General features: G+C 74.0%; 18 protein-coding genes. 11 read left to right on the plus strand and 7 right to left on the minus strand.

The window, feature by feature from the left end:
* Together AMK33_RS13015 and AMK33_RS13020 are read right to left on the minus strand one after the other, a co-directional pair.
* Entirely contained in the window at window positions 1-390 is a 390-nt protein-coding gene (locus tag AMK33_RS13015; protein WP_235618084.1) for a hypothetical protein, read from the minus strand.
* A gap of 267 nt (window positions 391-657) precedes the next feature.
* A complete protein-coding gene (locus AMK33_RS13020) occupies window positions 658-1,026 on the minus strand; it encodes a hypothetical protein (protein ID WP_073932946.1) in 369 nt (122 codons plus the stop codon).
* Window positions 1,027-1,127: 101 nt separating this feature from the next.
* Between AMK33_RS13020 and sigJ the strand changes: the two genes are divergently transcribed.
* Together sigJ and AMK33_RS13030 are read left to right on the plus strand one after the other, a co-directional pair.
* On the plus strand, window positions 1,128-2,036 hold the full coding sequence (gene sigJ / locus AMK33_RS13025) for an RNA polymerase sigma factor SigJ (RefSeq protein WP_073932947.1): 909 nt from the start codon (window positions 1,128-1,130) through the stop codon (window positions 2,034-2,036).
* An 80-nt stretch (window positions 2,037-2,116) separates the two neighbouring features.
* Window positions 2,117-2,308: a hypothetical protein gene (locus AMK33_RS13030; RefSeq protein WP_073933053.1), complete on the plus strand. Its 192-nt coding sequence runs from the start codon at window positions 2,117-2,119 to the stop codon at window positions 2,306-2,308.
* 12 nt (window positions 2,309-2,320) lie between these two features.
* Here the strand turns inward: AMK33_RS13030 and AMK33_RS13035 are convergent, their stop codons facing one another.
* Window positions 2,321-3,148: an alpha/beta fold hydrolase gene (locus AMK33_RS13035; protein ID WP_073932948.1), complete on the minus strand. Its 828-nt coding sequence runs from the start codon at window positions 3,146-3,148 to the stop codon at window positions 2,321-2,323.
* Between the two features lie 68 nt (window positions 3,149-3,216).
* On the opposite strand from AMK33_RS13035, the gene AMK33_RS13040 reads away from it, so the two are divergent.
* The 4 genes from AMK33_RS13040 (at window position 3,217) to AMK33_RS13055 (ending at window position 5,763) form a co-directional block, all read left to right on the plus strand.
* Complete coding sequence (locus tag AMK33_RS13040) at window positions 3,217-3,672, plus strand: MarR family winged helix-turn-helix transcriptional regulator (protein ID WP_073932949.1); 456 nt, start codon at window positions 3,217-3,219, stop codon at window positions 3,670-3,672.
* Window positions 3,673-3,922: 250 nt separating this feature from the next.
* Window positions 3,923-4,324 (plus strand): DUF6153 family protein, encoded by a 402-nt coding sequence (locus tag AMK33_RS13045; protein ID WP_073932950.1) that lies wholly within the window; start codon window positions 3,923-3,925, stop codon window positions 4,322-4,324.
* A gap of 122 nt (window positions 4,325-4,446) precedes the next feature.
* Window positions 4,447-5,100: a DUF305 domain-containing protein gene (locus AMK33_RS13050; RefSeq protein WP_073932951.1), complete on the plus strand. Its 654-nt coding sequence runs from the start codon at window positions 4,447-4,449 to the stop codon at window positions 5,098-5,100.
* A 144-nt stretch (window positions 5,101-5,244) separates the two neighbouring features.
* Window positions 5,245-5,763 (plus strand): DUF4396 domain-containing protein, encoded by a 519-nt coding sequence (locus tag AMK33_RS13055; protein ID WP_073932952.1) that lies wholly within the window; start codon window positions 5,245-5,247, stop codon window positions 5,761-5,763.
* 74 nt (window positions 5,764-5,837) lie between these two features.
* On the opposite strand, the gene AMK33_RS13060 is transcribed toward AMK33_RS13055, so the two are convergent.
* Window positions 5,838-6,248: a four-helix bundle copper-binding protein gene (locus AMK33_RS13060; RefSeq protein ID WP_073932953.1), complete on the minus strand. Its 411-nt coding sequence runs from the start codon at window positions 6,246-6,248 to the stop codon at window positions 5,838-5,840.
* A gap of 164 nt (window positions 6,249-6,412) precedes the next feature.
* Window positions 6,413-6,631: a hypothetical protein gene (locus tag AMK33_RS13065; RefSeq protein ID WP_073932954.1), complete on the minus strand. Its 219-nt coding sequence runs from the start codon at window positions 6,629-6,631 to the stop codon at window positions 6,413-6,415.
* A gap of 17 nt (window positions 6,632-6,648) precedes the next feature.
* On the opposite strand from AMK33_RS13065, the gene AMK33_RS45165 reads away from it, so the two are divergent.
* A complete protein-coding gene (locus AMK33_RS45165; RefSeq protein ID WP_383462032.1) occupies window positions 6,649-6,912 on the plus strand; it encodes a TetR/AcrR family transcriptional regulator in 264 nt (87 codons plus the stop codon).
* Here the strand turns inward: AMK33_RS45165 and AMK33_RS13075 are convergent.
* Together AMK33_RS13075 and AMK33_RS13080 are read right to left on the minus strand one after the other, a co-directional pair.
* A complete protein-coding gene (locus tag AMK33_RS13075; protein WP_073932955.1) occupies window positions 6,896-9,154 on the minus strand; it encodes a heavy metal translocating P-type ATPase in 2,259 nt (752 codons plus the stop codon). The two genes, AMK33_RS45165 and AMK33_RS13075, sit on opposite strands and share 17 nt — an antisense overlap.
* Before the next feature lie 87 nt (window positions 9,155-9,241).
* Window positions 9,242-9,520 carry a heavy-metal-associated domain-containing protein gene (locus AMK33_RS13080; RefSeq protein ID WP_073932956.1) on the minus strand — a complete coding sequence of 93 codons (279 nt, stop codon included), beginning with the start codon at window positions 9,518-9,520 and terminating at the stop codon, window positions 9,242-9,244.
* Window positions 9,521-9,713: 193 nt separating this feature from the next.
* On the opposite strand from AMK33_RS13080, the gene AMK33_RS13085 reads away from it, so the two are divergent.
* The 4 genes from AMK33_RS13085 (at window position 9,714) to AMK33_RS13100 (ending at window position 17,696) form a co-directional block, all read left to right on the plus strand.
* Entirely contained in the window at window positions 9,714-10,670 is a 957-nt protein-coding gene (locus AMK33_RS13085; RefSeq protein WP_073932957.1) for a hypothetical protein, read from the plus strand.
* A gap of 104 nt (window positions 10,671-10,774) precedes the next feature.
* Window positions 10,775-12,907, plus strand: coding sequence for a serine/threonine-protein kinase (locus AMK33_RS13090; RefSeq protein ID WP_079194829.1), 2,133 nt, complete (start codon window positions 10,775-10,777; stop codon window positions 12,905-12,907).
* An 87-nt stretch (window positions 12,908-12,994) separates the two neighbouring features.
* Window positions 12,995-15,460 (plus strand): outer membrane protein assembly factor BamB family protein, encoded by a 2,466-nt coding sequence (locus tag AMK33_RS13095; protein WP_143203826.1) that lies wholly within the window; start codon window positions 12,995-12,997, stop codon window positions 15,458-15,460.
* 7 nt (window positions 15,461-15,467) lie between these two features.
* Complete coding sequence (locus AMK33_RS13100) at window positions 15,468-17,696, plus strand: protein kinase domain-containing protein (protein ID WP_073932959.1); 2,229 nt, start codon at window positions 15,468-15,470, stop codon at window positions 17,694-17,696.
* Window positions 17,697-17,785: the final 89 nt, after the last annotated feature.

The raw sequence follows: 17,785 nt of genomic DNA on the forward strand, positions 1-17,785 counted from the left end.
TCACCGCCTCCGGGCCCGGTCGCGAGGCACGGGGCCGACGTCCACCTGTCGGCCGGTGCGGACCGCGGCGTGGCGCTGTCCCGGGCCGGGACCCGAACGGGCGGCCAAGGCGTCGGCGACGGCACCGGTCGCGAAGGCGTACACCGTCTTGTGCAGCAGGTCGACGACCAGTTCACGACGCGGCCAGGTCTGGGGCGGGGCACCGACACCGGTGGCGTTCTCCAGGATCTGGTCACTGGTGACGCGGACGACGGCGAACTTCCCCGACGACCAGGGCCCGCGCAGCCCGGCGTGCGCCATCACCGACCGCAGCACGCCGAGGAGGGCACCCTGCCCCACGTGCATGGCCAGGTTCACCGGCACGGGCTGACGACCGGGATGCTCCCGCATGCCGGTCAGACGTTCCAAGGTGCGGGCGGGCACGTGGGAGTCACGGCGAGGCGGTGGTTCACAAGCGCGTCGCCCGGATCATGCAGACGATCGAGCCGGCCGGGCCCCGCCTGCGCCGCAGGCACCGGGTGGGTCCCCCGCGCGTCGGCACACCGAAGGGCTCCCCTTCGACGGAGCCGGGGCCGGCCCGCGGATCCGACGCCCGGCCGGGGCCCGGCTCGCTTCCGATGCGCGTCCCGGCCGATCCGGCGGGCTTCGCGTCGGACCTCAGCGCCGGGCCAGTGCCAGCACGCTCAGGCCGAACATCAGGACGCCCAGGGGGAGGTGGACCGACGGAACGTGTGCGATGCCGAGTACGACCTGGGTCGAGGCGAGTACGAGGAAACCCGTCGCGTGCCGGACGGGTCGGGGTGAGCCGCCGCCCGGCTTCCACGCCAGGACCGCCGCGAGCAGGTACAGCATCGACGCCCCGTACATCACACGGGCTCCGACGCTGTGCAGCGTCTCGCCGTAGGCCGAGGTCAGCAGCAGTCCGGCGGAGACCGCCTGGAGGAAAATGGTCAGGGTCTGCAGGGCGATCGCGGTCCGCAGGAACGAGAAACCGCGCTCCGTGTCCGCCGTCACCTGAGTGGCCATGTCACAGTCCCCTTTTCCGCCCTCGGGGAGGGCGAATCGATAATGGTCTCACCAGCCCGACGACGCGGGCCCGCGAAAGGTAAGGCGAGGGGGCCGAAGGCATGGGGACCGTCGGGAGCGGAACGGATGCGGTAGCCGCCGAGCGGGGCCGGCTGATCAACGTCGCTTACCGGTTGCTCGGGTCGGTGACCGAGGCCGAGGACGCCGTACAGGATGCCTACGCGCGCTGGTTCGGGCTGTCACGGAGCCGGCAGGAGGAGATCCTGTCCCCCGGCGCCTGGCTGACGACGGTGACCGGACGCATCTGCCTGGATGTGCTCGGCTCGGCGCGGGCCCGCCGTGAACGCTATGTCGGCGCGTGGCTGCCCGAGCCGCTGCCCGACCGCACCGAGTGGAACCGTGAGGGCGGCACCGGCCCTGCGGACCCCGCCGACCGGATCGTCCTGGACGAGTCGGTGTCCATGGCCTTCCTCGTCGTCCTGGAGTCGATGACCCCGGCCGAGCGGGTGGCGTTCGTCCTGCACGACGTCTTCCGGTACCCGTTCGCCGAGATCGCCGACGTTCTCGGCCGGACCCCCGCGGCCTGCAAACAACTGGCGGCGTCCGCCCGGCGGCGGTTGACCGTCGCGCGCGCCGAGGTGACGGCGAGCGGCCGGGCCGACGTGGTGAGGCGCGTCAAGGAGGCGTGGGAGACCAAGGACATCTCAGCCCTCGTCGGCCTCCTCGACCCGGCCGCCGTGATGACCGCCGACGGCGGCGGCATGGTCGGTACCGTCCTGCGTCCGGTCGAGGGCGGCACGCGCATCGCCCAGTACATGGTCGCCATCGCCGACAAGGCGCCGGGGCTCGAACTCCTGGAGCGGTCGGTCAACGGGGTGCCGGGCCTGGTGGCCCAGCGTGCCGGCGTCGTCATGACCGTGGCCTCGTTCGACGTCTCCGACGGGCGCGTCACCCGGATCTGGGCGGTCCGCAACCCGGAGAAGCTGCGGCCGTGGGCGCGGGACGGCTGAGGCCTGTGCGTCGGTACACCGTGAATCGAAGGGATGAGCAGTTGTCGAGGGGGCCGGGAATGATGGCGACGGCGGGACGCATGGCAGCGGCGGTACTGGGCACGTGGACCGCGCTGGTCCTGCTCCTGCTCGCGCCCTCGCTCCTGCCGGAGCAGTGGCACTACTACGTCTACTCCCCGGCGAGCGTGGGCCTGTGGATGGTGGCCATGCTCGTCGCGCCCGTCGTGACCTGCGCCGTCGCCTGGCGCTGGATCAGGACGGGCGGCAGGTGACGTCCGGCGCCGTCAGCCCAGGAAATCCATCAGCCGGTCGTTCAACTCCTTCGGCCCGGTGAGTGGCAGGGAGTGGTGGGTGGCTCCGGGGAGCAGTGCCACCTCGCCACGCGAGAGGGTCCGGCGGGCCCTGTCGGCGACCCTGGCGGCGTCGTGGGCGCGACCGCGCTTGGCGAGCAGGACCAGTACCGGCATGCGGAGACCGGCGGCCCGGGGGCGGGTGCCGGCGATGAGTTTGCGGCCGGGGACGGTGGTGGCCAGCGCGTAGAGGCGCTGCCAGGTCTCGTCGGGGTGGGCATCCGCCGTCTCCCAGGCGAGGAAGGCGCGGGCACGGGCCCGGCTCGGGCGGATCAGGGTGGGCAGCGCGCGCAGCAGGTAGCCGGGGCGGAATCCGGCGAAGACCTGGGTGGGATCGACGAGGGCGAGGCGGTCGACCCGCTGTGGTGCGTGCAGGGCGTACCTGACGGCCAGCCAGGCGCCGTAGGAGTGCCCGCACAGGTGCGTGCGGGCGAGCCCCAGCCCGTCCAGCAGCGCGTCCAGCCAGGCTGTCAGGTCGTCGGCGCTCTTCAACGGGGTGCCCCGGCGTTCGGTGCGGCCGGCGTCGCCCAGCAGGTCGACCGCGTGGATCCGGTACCGCCCGCCCAGGGCCGGTGCGTTGGCGAACCAGACCAGGCCGGTGGCGGATCCGCCGGGCAGCAGCACGAGCGGGCTGCCGTCCGCCGGGCCGTGCACATGGACCCGGGTGCGCCCGTACGGCGTGGCGACGTCACGCTCCTCGGTGGAGTCGGGCCAGCGGGCGCGGAGTTCGTCGTAGGCAAGGTCGAAAGCCGACAGGGACACGGGCGTTCCTCTCGCTCGGCGATAATCTCGTTCAGCGAGATACTATGCAAGGGTCCGAGGGAGTGTGCATGGACGATCAGAGTCCGGTGATGGGGCTGGTTCACTCGCTGCGCGCGGTGACCGTGGAGTTCGACCTGCTCGGCGCCGAGTTCGCCGCGCGCCACGGGCTGCATCCCACCGATGTGCGCGCACTGATCCACCTGCTGGACGCGGCACGGGCCGGCACCCGTGCCACGCCCGGCTGGCTCGGCGAGCAACTGCGCCTGAACTCGTCCGGGACCACCGCCCTGGTGGACCGGCTGGAGCGGCTCGGATGGGTCCGGCGCAGCAGGGACACGGCCGATCGGCGACGCGTGCTGCTGGAGGTGGAGGAGGAGGCCACACGACTCGGATGGGCCTTCTTCGGGCCGGTGATCGGCGAGGTGGTGACGGCCGCGGAAGGTTTCGAGGCGGGCGAGCTGGAGACGGTGCGTCGCTTTCTGACCTCGGTGCTGGAGTCCACCCGGCGGGTGCGTTCGGCCTGATGGGGCTGCGGCGCGGTGTCGTGGCGGTTCCGGTGGTGACGCGGACCTTCGACAGGCTCATCGCCGTCCGGCCCGAGGGCCCGAGGGGGGTGGGTGTCTTTCGGGCGGTGTGTCCGATGCCGTGGCTCTTGGGCACGTCCTGCCCCTCACCTCGTGCTGGAGGGCCCGCGCCAGGGCCGGTACCACCGGGACCGTGGTCTTCGGGCCCGGCCCGGAAGCCGCTCCCACGACAGGACCGTACGATGAGCGCGTGACCAGGAGCACCCGATCCAGCAGCCGCCCGGCCGGGCGGCTGCTCGCGCTGCTGGTGATGACGGTGCTGGCGGGTGTGCTGGGCATGCACGGCCTCGCCCCCGGCGTGACGGTGCCGGCGCGGGCGGGTGCCGGCCACGAGATGGTGACGGCCGCGGCGGATGGTGTTCCGCACGCGGGCGCGGGGTGCATGCACACGGACGGTGGACCGAGTCACCTCGATCACGCCGACGGGACGTGTGCGGCTGCCGGAATCGGGTCGGCGTACACGCCGCCCGCGCTGACCGGCGCCCTGCCGGCCCCGCCCCAGGCCCTCGCGCCCACCGCGGCGGCCATGGGGTCGCCCCATGACGGCCGGGCCCCGCCCGACCTTTCCGAGTTGCAGCTCCTGCGGATGTAGAGCGGCCCGCTCGACACCCCTGTGCCCGGTGTTTTCCGGTGACGGGTGCCGTGCTTCCGCACGCTCTGACATCCGTTCCTACCGCGCGCCGCGAACGGCGCGCGCCAAGGAGTTGCACCACCATGATCCACAAGCGTTCACTCGTCCGCCGTACTGCCGCCGTTGTCGCCGCGGGTGCGGCAGCGCTCGTTCTCGCCGCGTGTGGCGGGGGCGGCGACGGCGACGCCTCGGCCTCAGCCGGGCACGGCGGCCACGACGCCACCGCCTCCACCTCCGCATCGGCTTCGGCTTCGGCTTCGGCGTCGCAGGGGCAGCACAATGCCGCCGACGTGGCCTTCGCGAAGGGGATGATCCCCCACCACCGTCAGGCGATCGAGATGGCCGACCTCGCGCCCGGCCGGGCGCAGTCGGCCGAAGTGAGGAAGCTCGCCGCGGACATCAAGAAGGCCCAGGACCCGGAGATCAGGACACTCTCCGGCTGGCTGACCTCGTGGGGCGAGGACGTGCCCGCCGAAGGTGCCACGGACCACTCCGTGCACGACATGGGCGGCATGATGACGGCCGAGGAGATGACCGGGCTCGAGAACTCCTCGGGCAAGGCGTTCGACACCGCCTTCATGGAGCTGATGGTCAAGCACCACGAGGGCGCGGTCGAGATGGCGAAGACCGAGCAGGCCGACGGCGCCCACGCCCCGGCCAAGAAGACGGCCGGAGAGATCATCACCTCGCAGAGCGCGGAGATCGAGCAGATGAACAAGCTGCTCGGCGAGGACTGACCGCATCACGTCAGCACGGGGGCGGGCATCACCGGTGCCCGCCCCCGTGGCGGATCCAGGCTTCCGGAATACCCCCTGGGGGTATATGGTTCCGAGTGTGGGGCCGCCCGGGTCCTTGCGGCACGTCGATTGGGGATGAGGGTCATGGACCACAGCACGCACCACTCCGGTACCGCGCACGACCACACCGCCCACACGGGTGGCCACGACCACGGCGGTCACGCGCACGGCACGACCTGGGCCACGGCCATGAAGGCGACGCTGCACTGCCTCACCGGGTGCGCCATCGGCGAGATCCTCGGCATGGTCATCGGCACCGCCCTGATGTGGGGCAACGTGCCGACCATGGCCCTCGCGATCACCCTGGCCTTCGCCTTCGGCTACTCCTTCACCCTCTTCGCGGTGGTGCGCGCCGGGGTGTCCCTGAAGGCCGCGGTCAAGGTCGCGCTGGCCGCCGACACCGTCTCCATCGCGGTGATGGAACTGGTCGACAACGGCATCATCGCGCTGACGCCGGGAGCGATGGACGCACACCTGTCGGACGGACTGTTCTGGTACGCGCTGCTCGGCGGCTTCGCCGTGGCGTTCGTGATCACCACACCGGTCAACAAGTGGATGATCGGCCGCGGCAAGGGCCACGCCGTCGTCCACGCCTACCACTGACCCGCACCACCACGACGCCGGGCGGCCCCTGGAAGCTTCCAGGGGCCGCCCGGCGTCGCCGCCGCCGTCCCGCCTCAGCCCAGACCGGCCAGCAGTTCGTCGCACGCCTGCTCGCAGCGCCGGCACGCCTCGGCGCAGACCCGGCAGTGCTCGTGCATGTCCGCGTGACCGGCGCACTCGTCGCCGCACGCCTTGCAGACGGTGGCGCAGGCCTGCAGGACGGCCCGCGTGACGTTGGCGTCATAGCCGGTGTGCCGGGACAGGACGGACGCGGTGGCGTTGCAGACGTCGGCGCAGTCCATGTCGGTACGGATGCACTTGGTCAGATCGCCGACCATCCCCTCCGACAGGCAGGCGTCCGCGCACGCGGTACACGCCTGCGCGCAGGCGAGGCACTCCTCGATGCACCTGGCCATGGCTTCCCGGTCCACCCCGCCCAGATCGGCGGGGTACGTACGGAGCATGTCGCTCACGGAAGTGGTCATGGGACCTCCTGTTCTGCGGCCGGCAGGGCACCGGACAGTGCCCCTCGCCTCGGTGGTGGCCGGGTGACACCGGGCGCCGCGCCTCAAACGGCCGTCCCCGAGTCCCGCGGACGGAAAGCCCCGAGGCTTCCTCCGGCATCCGCGGCGGACGCCGGAGGAGGGCGTCAGTGGACGTGCGGTCCACCCGTCCTCCGGGGCTTGCCCCGTGGTACGAGTACCGGCGCCAGGGCCGCGCCGACGGCGGCGGCGACCGCGCACAGCGTGAGGGCCGCGCCGACGGCGGCGACCGCGCACAGCGTGAACGCGTCGGAGAATCGGTCGGCGGATCCCCGCTGGAAGCCGGAGGCGGACCAGGCGGCCACCGAGCGGGGCGCGTGCCGCACTCAAGCGGCAGGCCATCGTGCGGGCCGCCCGCGAGTCGTTCCTCCGGGAGGGCTTCGGCGTCGGCATGGACGCCATCGCCACCACGGCCGGCCTCTCCGAGGTGACGGTCTACAACCACTTCGGCAGCAAGGAAGCGCTCCTCACCGCCGTCATCGCGGGCACCCCGCCGACCCCCGCACCGCCCTCGGCCGTTCACCGGTGCGGGACGCCGAAAAGGGGTGGGGGCGGGCCCGAGGGCCCGCCCCCACCCCTTGGGGAGCGTCTCAGCTCGCGGCCTTGAAGCCCCGCAGTCGCAGGGAGTTGCCGACGACGAAGACGGAGGAGAAGGCCATGGCGGCTCCGGCGATCATCGGGTTGAGGAGTCCGGCGGCGGCGAGCGGCAGGGCGGCGATGTTGTAGGCGAAGGCCCAGAAGAGGTTGGACTTGATGGTGCCGAGCGTCTTGCGGGCGAGGCGGATGGCGTCGGCGGCTGCGCGCAGGTCGCCGCGGACGAGGGTGAGGTCGCCGGCCTCGATGGCGGCGTCGGTGCCGGTGCCCATGGCCAGCCCCAGGTCGGCCTGGGCGAGCGCGGCGGCGTCGTTGACGCCGTCGCCGACCATCGCGACCGAACGGCCCTCGTTCTGGAGGCGCTTGACGACGTCGACCTTGTCCTCGGGCATGACGTCGGCGATGACGTGCTCGGCGGCTATGCCGACCTCCGCGGCCACCGACTCGGCGACGGCCTTGTTGTCCCCGGTGAGGAGGATCGGGGTCAGGCCCAGGGCGCGCAGCCGGGTGACGGCTTCGGCGCTGGTGTCCTTGACGGCGTCGGCGACCTCGATGACCGCCCGTGCCTCACCGTCCCAGGCGACCGCGATCGCCGTACGGCCCGCCGCCTCGGCGTCGGCCTTGGCACGCGCCAGACCGGCCGGCAGCTCCATGGCCCACTCGGCGAGCAGCTTCTCGCGGCCGACGAGGACGGCGTGGCCGTCGACGATGCCCTGCACGCCGAGACCGGGGACGTTGGCGAAGTCCTCGGGAACGGGCGGGGCGCCCACGCGGCCTGCGGCGCCCGCCGCCACCGCCTGGGCGATCGGGTGCTCGGAGGCGTGTTCCAGGGCGCCCGCGAGGCGCAGCACCTCGGCCTCCTCGGTGCCGTCGGCGGTGTGCACGGCGAGCAGGGTCATGCGGCCGGTGGTGACGGTGCCGGTCTTGTCCAGGACCACGGTGTCGACCTTGCGGGTGGACTCCAGGACCTCGGGGCCCTTGATGAGGATGCCGAGCTGGGCGCCGCGCCCGGTGCCGACCATCAGCGCGGTCGGCGTGGCCAGACCCAGGGCGCACGGGCAGGCGATGATCAGGACGGCGACGGCGGCGGTGAACGCGGCCGTCAGGCCCGCGCCGTTGCCGAGCCAGAAGCCCAGGGTGCCCAGCGCCAGGGCGATCACGACCGGAACGAAGACCGCGGAGATCTTGTCGGCGAGCCGCTGGGCGGCGGCCTTGCCGTTCTGCGCGTCCTCGACCAGCTTCGCCATCCGTGCGAGCTGGGTGTCCGCGCCGACCCGCGTCGCCTCGACCACGAGCCGGCCGCCCGCGTTCACGGTCGCGCCGGTGACCGCGTCCCCGACGCCGACCTCGACCGGCACCGACTCGCCGGTGAGCATGGAGGCGTCGACGGCCGAGGTGCCCTCGACGACCGTGCCGTCGGTCGCGATCTTCTCGCCCGGACGGACCAGGAAGCGGTCGCCGACCCTCAGCTCGGCGACCGGCACCTGCTCCTCACGGCCGCCACGCAGCACGGTCACGTCCTTGGCACCCAGTTCCAGCAGGGCCTTCAGGGCGGCCCCGGCCTTGCGCTTGGAGCGGGCCTCGAAGTAGCGGCCGGCGAGGATGAAGGCGGTCACCCCGGCGGCGGCCTCCAGGTAGATGTTCCCGGCGCCGTCGCTGCGGGCGATGGTCAGCTCGAAGGGGTGGGTCATGCCGGGCGTGCCGGCGGTACCGAAGAACAGCGCCCACAGCGACCACAGGAACGCCGCCGACGTGCCGACCGAGATCAGCGTGTCCATGGTGGCCGCGCCGTGCCGGGCGTTGGTGAAGGCGGCCTTGTGGAACGGCCAGGCGGCGTACGTCACCACGGGTGCCGCCAGCGTCAGCGACAGCCACTGCCAGTACTCGAACTGCAGCGCCGGCACCATCGCCATCGCGATGACCGGGACGGCCAGCAGTACGGCGGTGATCAGCCGCTCCCGCAGCGGCCGGAGCTCGTCGGCGGGCTCGGCGCTCTCCGTGCCGGGCGCGGGCCCGGTACGCACCGGCTCGGGTTCGCGGGCGGTGTATCCGGTCGCCTCGACCGTGGCGATCAGCTCCGGGACGGACACGTCACCGCTGTAGTGGACCTTGGCCTTCTCCGTCGCGTAGTTGACGGTGGCGGTGACCCCGTCCATCCGGTTGAGCTTCTTCTCGATCCGGGCGGCGCACGAGGCGCAGGTCATGCCGCCGATGGCGAGTTCGACCTCGGCTGTGTCGGGGACCGTGGTGGCCATTGCTGCTCCTCGGGCTGATCGGGGCAGAGGGAACGTGGGGAGAAGGGGGCCGGGCCCTCGGGCGGGCCCGGCCGGTGTGCGGGCCCGTCAGGCCGCGCGGCCGGTGAGCTCGTAGCCGGCGTCGTCGACGACCTTGGCCAGCAGCGCGTCGTCGGGCTCGTCCGCCGTGGTGACGGTGACCTGGCCGGCCTCGAGGTCGACGTCGACCGCCAGGACACCGTCCAGGGCGCCGATCTCCTTGGTGAGCGTGGCCTTGCAGTGCCCGCAGGTCATCCCGGAGACGTCGTAGACGGTGGCGGTGCCCTTGGTCGCCGTGGTGGTGGCGGTGGCGGTGGAGCAGCTGCCGTCAGGGGTGCAGCAGGACATGGTTCCTCCTAGACGAAACGAGACGAGACGATGGCGTACCCCTGGGGGGTACCGCCGATGCCAACCAGATATACCCCCTCCGGGTATGTTTGGCAAACATCGACGACCCGCTTGCGTATACCCCCCAGGGGTATATAGTCGGAGCTCAGTCCAGCAGAAGCGGCGACACGACACCGACACGAGAGGGCACGTCATGAACACCGGCGTAAAGATCACTGCTTTCGCCGCCGCGCTCGCGGCCACCTTCGGCACCGCCTACGGCGTCGGCACGGCGGTCGACCCCGCCGCCCCGGACCAGGAACCGGCGGCCCACGCGGAACACGAGAGCCCGGCGCCCTCCGGCCACGGCGGACACGCGGACACGGCCCCCGCGGGCCTGCAGGTCTCCCAGGCGGGATACACCCTGGACCTCGGGACGCCCCGCGTGACCGCGGGAGAGAAGAGCGAACTCCGCTTCACCGTCCGCGACCGGGACGGACGGCAGGTGACCTCCTACCGACGCGAGCACGGCAAGGAGCTCCACCTCATCCTCGCCTCGCGCGACCTGGTCACCTACCGGCACCTGCATCCCACACGGGCAGCCGACGGCACCTGGAGCACCCCCGTCGACCTGCCCGCCGCCGGCACCTACCGGGTCTTCGCCGACTTCACCCCGGCCGCCGGAGGCGCCGGCAACCTCACCCTGGGCGCGGACCTCGCCGCCTCCGGCACGTACAGGGCGCCGGCCCTGCCCGAACCCGCCGCCACCGCCTCGGTCGACGGCTACACCGTCGCACTCCGCGGTGACCTGCGCCCCGGCAAGGCCTCCGAACTGACCCTGAGTGTCAGCCGCGACGGCCGCCCGGTCACCGACCTGGAGCCCTACCTCGGCGCCTACGGCCACCTGGTCGCCCTGCGCTCCGGCGACCTCGCCTACCTCCACGTCCACCCGAACGGCGAACCCGGCGACGGCACCACCGAGCCCGGCCCCGACGTCTCCTTCACCGCCACCGCGCCCACCGCCGGGACGTACCGCCTCTTCCTCGACTTCCAGCACGACGGCACCGTCCGCACCGCGGCCTTCACCGTCCACACCGGAGAGACCGCTCCCGCCGGCACACCGGAGCCGACGACCGGTGAGGAGCACAGCGACGGCGACCACCGGCACTGACTCCGCGAGAAGGAGGCCGGACGAGAGGCCGACGGCCGGTCCCACGAGCACCGGCATGGCCGGCACCCCACCGTCTTCGGCCCCGACCCCATACGATCAACGCCGTGGCGGAACTGGTGCGGCCTCTGGGGACCGGCGATCCGGAACGGCTCGGGCCGTGGAGACTGCTGGGGGTGCTCGGGGCCGGTGGCATGGGGACCGTCTATCTGGGGCAGGCGGGACGGCGACTGGCCGCGGTGAAGACCCTGCGGTCCGAGAACGCGGGTGACCCGCACTTCCTGGCGCGCTTCAAGCGCGAGATACGCGCGGCGGGCGCCGTGCGCAATCCGTGCATAGCGAGGGTGTACGACGCCGACCTCGACGGCCGTGTGCCGTGGTTCGCCGGAGAGTTCGTACCCGGGCCCACGCTGGAGCGCACCGTCACCGACCGGGGGCCCCTGCCGCCGGAGGCGGTCCGGGTGCTGGGCGCCCTGCTCGCGCACGCGCTGCTGGCGCTGCACGCGGCCGGAGTCGTGCACCGGGATCTGAAGCCGTCCAATGTGCTGCTGACCGCCGACGGTGTGCGCGTCGTGGACTTCGGCATCGCGCGGATGCCGGACGCGACGGCTCTCACCCTGGCCGCGCAGCGACCGGGCTCCGCGGGCTACATGTCACCGGAGCAGGTACTGGGCGGTGAACTCGGGCCCCCGAGCGACGTCTTCGTGCTGGGAGCGCTGCTCACCTTCGCGAGCACCGGCCACCACGCGTTCGGCGCCCATGCCGCGCTGGTGGACTTCGCCATCGCCCACGAGGAGCCCGACCTCACCTCCGTACCGGACGGGCTGCGCCAGGTGCTCGCCCGATGCCTGGCCAAGGACCCCGCGCTGCGGCCGACGGCGGCGCGGCTCCAGGAGCTGTGGAGCGGGGGCGGCGGCCGTGCGAGGGCGGGCGCGGGCGCGGCGCTCCTCGGGCGCGTACCCGCCCGTGTCCCGGTTCCGGCGGACTGGCTGCCGTCGGGCGTCCTGCTGGACATCGCCGCACGCGAGCGCCGCGCCGCCGAACTGGCCGGGCACCCGGTCCCCGAGGAACGTCCGGGTGGCCGGCGGCCACCGCGACGGCGCTCGGTGCTCGCCGCGGCCGGCGGGTCACTGCTGCTCGCCGGCGCGGGCACCGCGGCCTGGCGGTGGTACGCCGACGACGGCGCCCGAAGCGACGCGGCCGCGGCTCCCGTGCCGCGCTGGACGGGCGCCCCCGGCACCCAGCCGGATCCCCTGTGGGAGGTCCCCGGCCTCGCACCCGAGCCGCCGTTCCCGCCGACCGCGGCGGGAACACTGCTGCTGGCCGCGCTCCCCGGCAACGGCGTGGTGGCTCTCGACGCCCGTACGGGCGAGGAGCGTTGGCGGACGGAGAACATCCGCACCGTGGTGACCGCCGAGCGGCCCCTCGCCCTCGACGAGGACGGTGCGCCGGTCGCCCTCGCAGCGGACACGGGGGACGTGCGGTGGCGCGGCTCCGGCGGACTGCGTACGCTCCTGGCCGCCGACGGCGACACCGTGTACGGGCTCGACGGCTCCGGCGGGATCACGGCCGTGCGCACCGGGGACGGCACCCGGCGCTGGCGGCGGACGGCGCCCTCCGGCACCGGTGCGACCGCGCAGGCCACCGTCGCCCACGGGCTGCTCCTGCTCACCGGGGACGACGGCGTGGTGCACGCGCTGCGCACCCGGGACGGCGCGGAGGCCTGGCGGCAGGACACCGGCACCGACACCGCGCTGCGGCCCGCCGCGGGCGACGGCGGTGTCTACCTGGGCGGCGCGCGGCTGCGCGCCCTGCGGCCGGCGGACGGCGAGCGGCTCTGGGAGCTGCCGAGCCAGGACTCCGCCGAGGGTTCCACCGGCTTCGGGCCGCCCACGGTACGCGGCGACCATCTGTACGCGGCGGACGGCGACGTCCTGCGCAGGGTGGCGCGCCAGGACCCCGCCTCCGGAGCGGAGTTCGACATGGGCGGGACGTGGGACCCGTTCGGCGGTCCGTCGGGGCCGCGTGCCGGTGTCGCCCCCGTCGTCGCGGGCGACGGCGTCCACCTGACGCCGGCCGACCCGGCGGCCGGCGTCCTCGCCGTACGGATCAGCACGATGGAGGAGCAGTACCGTTTCGTCCCGCCGGGCGATCCGGCGGGCGCGTGGCTGGTGGCGGTGGTGCACGGCGTACCGGTCATGCAGTGCGGGGAGCGGCTGTTCGCCCTGCCTCCACTGTGACCCGGTCGTGACGGCGCGGGCCGACACGTGTCGTCGCGGTGTCCTAGGATTTCCCACCGTCCTTGCGGCAAAGGGGGGTTGAGGGCTTTGAGGGATCTGAACGGGGCAGACCCACGGCGGTTCGGCCCGTACCGGACACTCGCGGTGCTGCGGGAGGCGGGCACCACTCGCAGCTACCTGGCACGAGGGGGCGACGGACGCACCGTCACCGTCACCGCGGCGGAGCCACGGCTGGCGGCGGTCTCCGTCTTCCGCAGCCGCTTCCGCCAGGAACTCGCGGCGGCGGCACGGCTGGCAGGGCCGTGGGCGCAGCCCGTACTCGACTCCGCCCCGGACGACCCGGTGCCCTGGTTCGCCTCGCCGTTCACCCCTTCCCTCTCGCTCGCCGAGGCCGTGGCCCTGACGGGACCGCTGCCCGAACCGGTCGTACGGGCCTTGGGCGCGGCCCTCGCCGAGACGCTCGAGCGCACCCGCGCGGCGGCCGGCGGGGCGTTCCAGGGGCTCGGTCCCGAGGTGGTGCTGCTGGCCGCCGACGGTCCTCGGATCAGCGCGTTCGGCCCGTTGGGCGCGGCCACGGCGGCGGCGGAGGGGCCGGGAGGCGGACTGGCCGTGACACTCGGCTACCTGACACCGGAACAGGTCGCCGGCCACCGGCCGGGGCCGCCCGCCGACGTCTTCGTACTGGGCACACTGCTGGCGTACGCGGCCACGGGCACGAACCCCTTCGACGCGAACGACGCGGGCGCGGACCCCCTCGACGCGGATCACGCGGGTACGGACCCCGCGGATACGGGCCCCGCAGGCGCGGACCACTCCGGCGCGCGTCCCGTCGCCGGGGACGTCTCCGGGAGCGCCGCACGCCACCGGGCCGCCGAACGCATCGCGCGCCAGGAGCCCGATCTCGCCTCCGTCCCCGAGGAGCTGCGTCCGGTGCTCGCCCGGTGCCTGGCCAAGGACCCGGCACAGCGTCCGGAGCCGTCCGTGCTCGCGGCCGTCCTCGCTCCCTCCGGCGCGGCGGCGGCGGTGAGCGCGGGCCGGCTGCCGGCCCGGCTGACCGCCGCCCTGGCGGAGCAGGCGTCGGCCGTGCTCGGGCTGGAGGCGCGGGAGGACCGGGATGACCGGGAGGAGGCCGTGCCCGCCGTCCCGGCCACACCGACCGTGCCGGACGCGAGCCCGGCGGCCGCCACCGGCGCGAGCCCGGCGTCCGAAGCCGGCCCGGCGGGCGAGCGGGACGTCCCACCGGCCCGGCCCACCACGCGCCGTGCCGCGGGCCCCGACCGCAGGGCCCTGCTGACCGGGGTGCTGTCCGGCGCGGCGGGGCTGGCGCTCGGCGGCGGCGTCACGGCGTGGGCGACCGACGACCGCCCGCGCCCCGCCGCGACCGGAAAGCCGGCCGCGCGGAAGCCGCGCGAACCCGTCCCCGGAGTGCCCCCGGCGGCGCTGTGGGCGTACGACATGCCGGACACGCTGTTCTACGGCAGCCCCGCCCTGCACGGCGACGTGCTGCTGCTGCCGGGGGACTCCCTCGTCGCCCTCGACGTCCGTACCGGCAGGGAGCTGTGGCGGCGCAAGGAGCCGGTGGACAACGCCTCCCACCCCGTGCGGGTCGACGACGAGCTTCTCGTGGTGCTGGGCGTCCAGGGGCTGCTGTGGCGCTCCGTGAAGGACGGTGCCCGCCGGCACAAGGTCCCCTACGGGCAACTCCTCGAAACCGGCGAGGACATGAGCAGCACCCACCTGGTGGCCCGGGACGGTGCGGTGGTCTGGTTCAAGGGCAATGTCGAGAAGGCCGCGGGCGCCGGCACGAGGACCGACGGCGCCGACGAGAAGACGATCACCCTGTTCGCATACGACGTCGTACGGCGCGAACCGCTGTGGCGGAGACCCCTCGCGGAGCACGAATACGTCGCCTGGGCCCTACCGCACCGCGGCCTCCTGGTGTCGTCGCGGGACGCACCCCGGCCCAGGGACGCGAAGGCGCGGAAGAAGCAGCCCGAGGGGTTGCAGGAGTTCTACACGCTGGACCGCGCCTCGGGCGAGGAGGTGTGGGCGAGGACGATCGACGATCTGACCGTCGGCTCCTTGCCCACCCTGTCCGGCACGGGAACGCTGTACGCCGCGCAGGACCGCGAGCTGCGGGCGTACGAGCTGCGTACCGGCCGGGAGCTCTGGCGGATGCGCCACGCGTCCCCGGACGGCAGGTACGGGGAGCCGGTCCTCACCGGGGACACCCTGTACGTCGCGGACAACGACCAGGTCGTGTACGCCCTCGACCCGGTCAGCGGCCGACAGCAGTGGAGCCGTAAGACCGGCTTCCTGGACGGGGTCGACTCACCCCCCTCCGTGGCCGTCAGCGCGTCCGGCGCGGCCGTGCTGTCCCTCGACGCCGTCCAGGTCACCGCGTTCGCCGCGGCGAGCGGTGAGCGGCTGTGGAAGTTCCAGGCCGTGGGCGAGCAGGACACCGGCGGCCTCGAACCGTACGGGCTGCTGACCGTCGACGGGATCTGCGTGGTCCGGTACGGCAGGTCCTTCTACGGCGTCCCGGTGGAGTGAGCGTCACATGAGCACTCTGCAACCCCTCACCCACGACGACCCGGACCGCCTGGGCCGTTACCGGCTGATCGGCAGGCTGGGCAGCGGCGGCATGGGGACGGTCTTCCTGGCCCGTTCGCCCGGTGGGCGCACCGTCGCGCTCAAGACGGTGCACCCGCGGTTCGCCGCCGAACCCGAGTTCCGCATCCGGTTCCGTCTGGAGGCGGAGGCGGCACGCGCGATCGGCGCCCGGCACGGCGCGACCGTGGTCGACTGCGACCCCGACGGGGCCGTGCCCTGGCTGGCCACCGAGTATCTGCTCGGACCCGCGCTCGACGAAGCGGTGGGCCTGGCGGGGCCGCTGCCCGAACACACCGTGCGCGCCGTGGGCGCCCACCTGGCGGACGCGCTCGGCGAGATCCACCGCACGGGCATCGTGCACCGCGACCTCAAGCCGTCCAACGTCCTGCTCACCGCGGCCGGTCCGAAGATCATCGACTTCGGCATCGCCCGTGCGCTCGGCGCCCAGCGGCTCACCCGGACCGGACAGGTCGTGGGCACCCCGGCCTACATGTCACCGGAGCAGGCGACGGGGCACGACCACGGCCCCGAGGGCGACGTCTTCGCCCTCGGCGGTGTGCTGCTCTTCGCCGCGACCGGACGTCCACCGTTCCCGGGGGACAGTGCGGCGGACATCCTGCACCGCGTCCGGTACGGGGAGCCGGACCTGACCCTCGTACCCGACGGCCTGCGGACGGTCGTCGCGTCCTGCCTGCGCAAGGAGGCCGCGGACCGCCCGGCGCCGTCCCGGCTCTCCCCGGAACTCGGGGCGGGAGGGGGCACGTTCGCGGAGTCGCTGCCGGAGGCGGTCCTCGCCGACCTCGCCGACCGCACCACGCGACTGTGGGATCTGCAACCCGTACGCTCACCGGCACCCGGCCCGGACGCCGGTGAGCGTACGCCGACCGACGTACCACCGGACGCGCCGCCGCCGTCACGGCGCCGGGCCCTGTTCGCGCTGGGCGGAGGGCTCCTCGCGGCCGGCGCTCTGGCGGCGGGCGCCGTCGCGTACACCCGGCAGGACCCCGGGGGCGGCGAGCGGACCGCGGCGGACGCCGGGACGGGCCCGCCCGAGGCCGCCTGGACGTTCGAGGGGACCTTCGACAACAAGGTCCGGCCCGTGGCGGCGGGCGGCGTCGTCCTGGTCAGGGACGCGATCCGGCCCCGCTACACCGCCGTGGACGTCGCCACCGGGCGGAAGAAGTGGACGCGGGACCCGCTGCGGGACGTCCTGGGCACGGACGGCGGGCTGCTCGCCGTCCTCGACGAGGACGAAACCGCGGCGGGATCGTCCCCGGTGCGCCCCGCGCTCCTCCGGCTCGATCCGGAGACGGGCCGCACGAGCCCGCTGCACGACTCCCTGGGCGACCCCGCCCTCGAACCGACGGCCCTGCTGACGGCCGACCGGCGAACGGTCTACGTCCTGGCCGGGCTGCCCGGCCGGGGCGGGGAGCCCGCGCGGCCGTTCCTGAGCGCGTACGACCTCGACAGCGGCGCGGAGCGCTGGCGCGAAGCACTGCCGGAGAAGGGGGTGGGGGCCGAGCCGCTGAGCGCCGTCGTCGAGGGCGGGCGGCTGGTCTGCGTCACCCGGCTCGGGCTGACCGTCCGCGCCGCCGACACCGGCCGGACGCTGTACGGCGAGCGGCTGGTCGACCCGGCCCGGTACGACGTGGACGAGGAGAGCGACCTGCCGGCGCCGAGCGCGGCCGTGGTACGGGACGGGCGGATCCACGTCAGCCAGGGCGAGGTACTGGCACTCGACGCGCGCAGCGGTGAGACGCTCTGGCGCTGGGGGGCCGAGGAGCCCAGCACCTGGCCCGGCGGACCGGTCTACGGGGCACCGACCGTCCAGGACGGCACGGTGTACGTCGTGGCGGCGCCCGAGGACACCCAGGGCACGGCCGAGCAGGCCGCCTGGCGGCTGATCGCGCTGGACGCCGCGACCGGTGAGTTCCGCTGGGACCACCGTGCCCCGCTGCGGCTGTGGCCCGGCGAGCCCCTGCTGCGCGACGGGCTGGCCCTGCTGACCCCCTTCGACGAGCGCCGGCTGCTGTACGCGGTGGACCTGCGTGACCACAGGACCGCGTGGACCTACTCCGGACCCGCGCACGACACGGTCTCCAACTCCCTCGCGGCGACGCCCGGACACGTCTACGTCCTCCGGGCGGGCACGCTCACGGCACTGCCCCTGCGGTAGCGAGACCGGCCCGCACGAGCGGCAGGGCTTCCCGCACCGATCGCGGGAGGCGGGGCGACGGGCCCGCTGCCGGTCCCGGGACGCCGTGC

The organism is Streptomyces sp. CB02400, assembly GCF_001905725.1.
GTDB classification, from domain to species: domain Bacteria; phylum Actinomycetota; class Actinomycetes; order Streptomycetales; family Streptomycetaceae; genus Streptomyces; species Streptomyces atrovirens.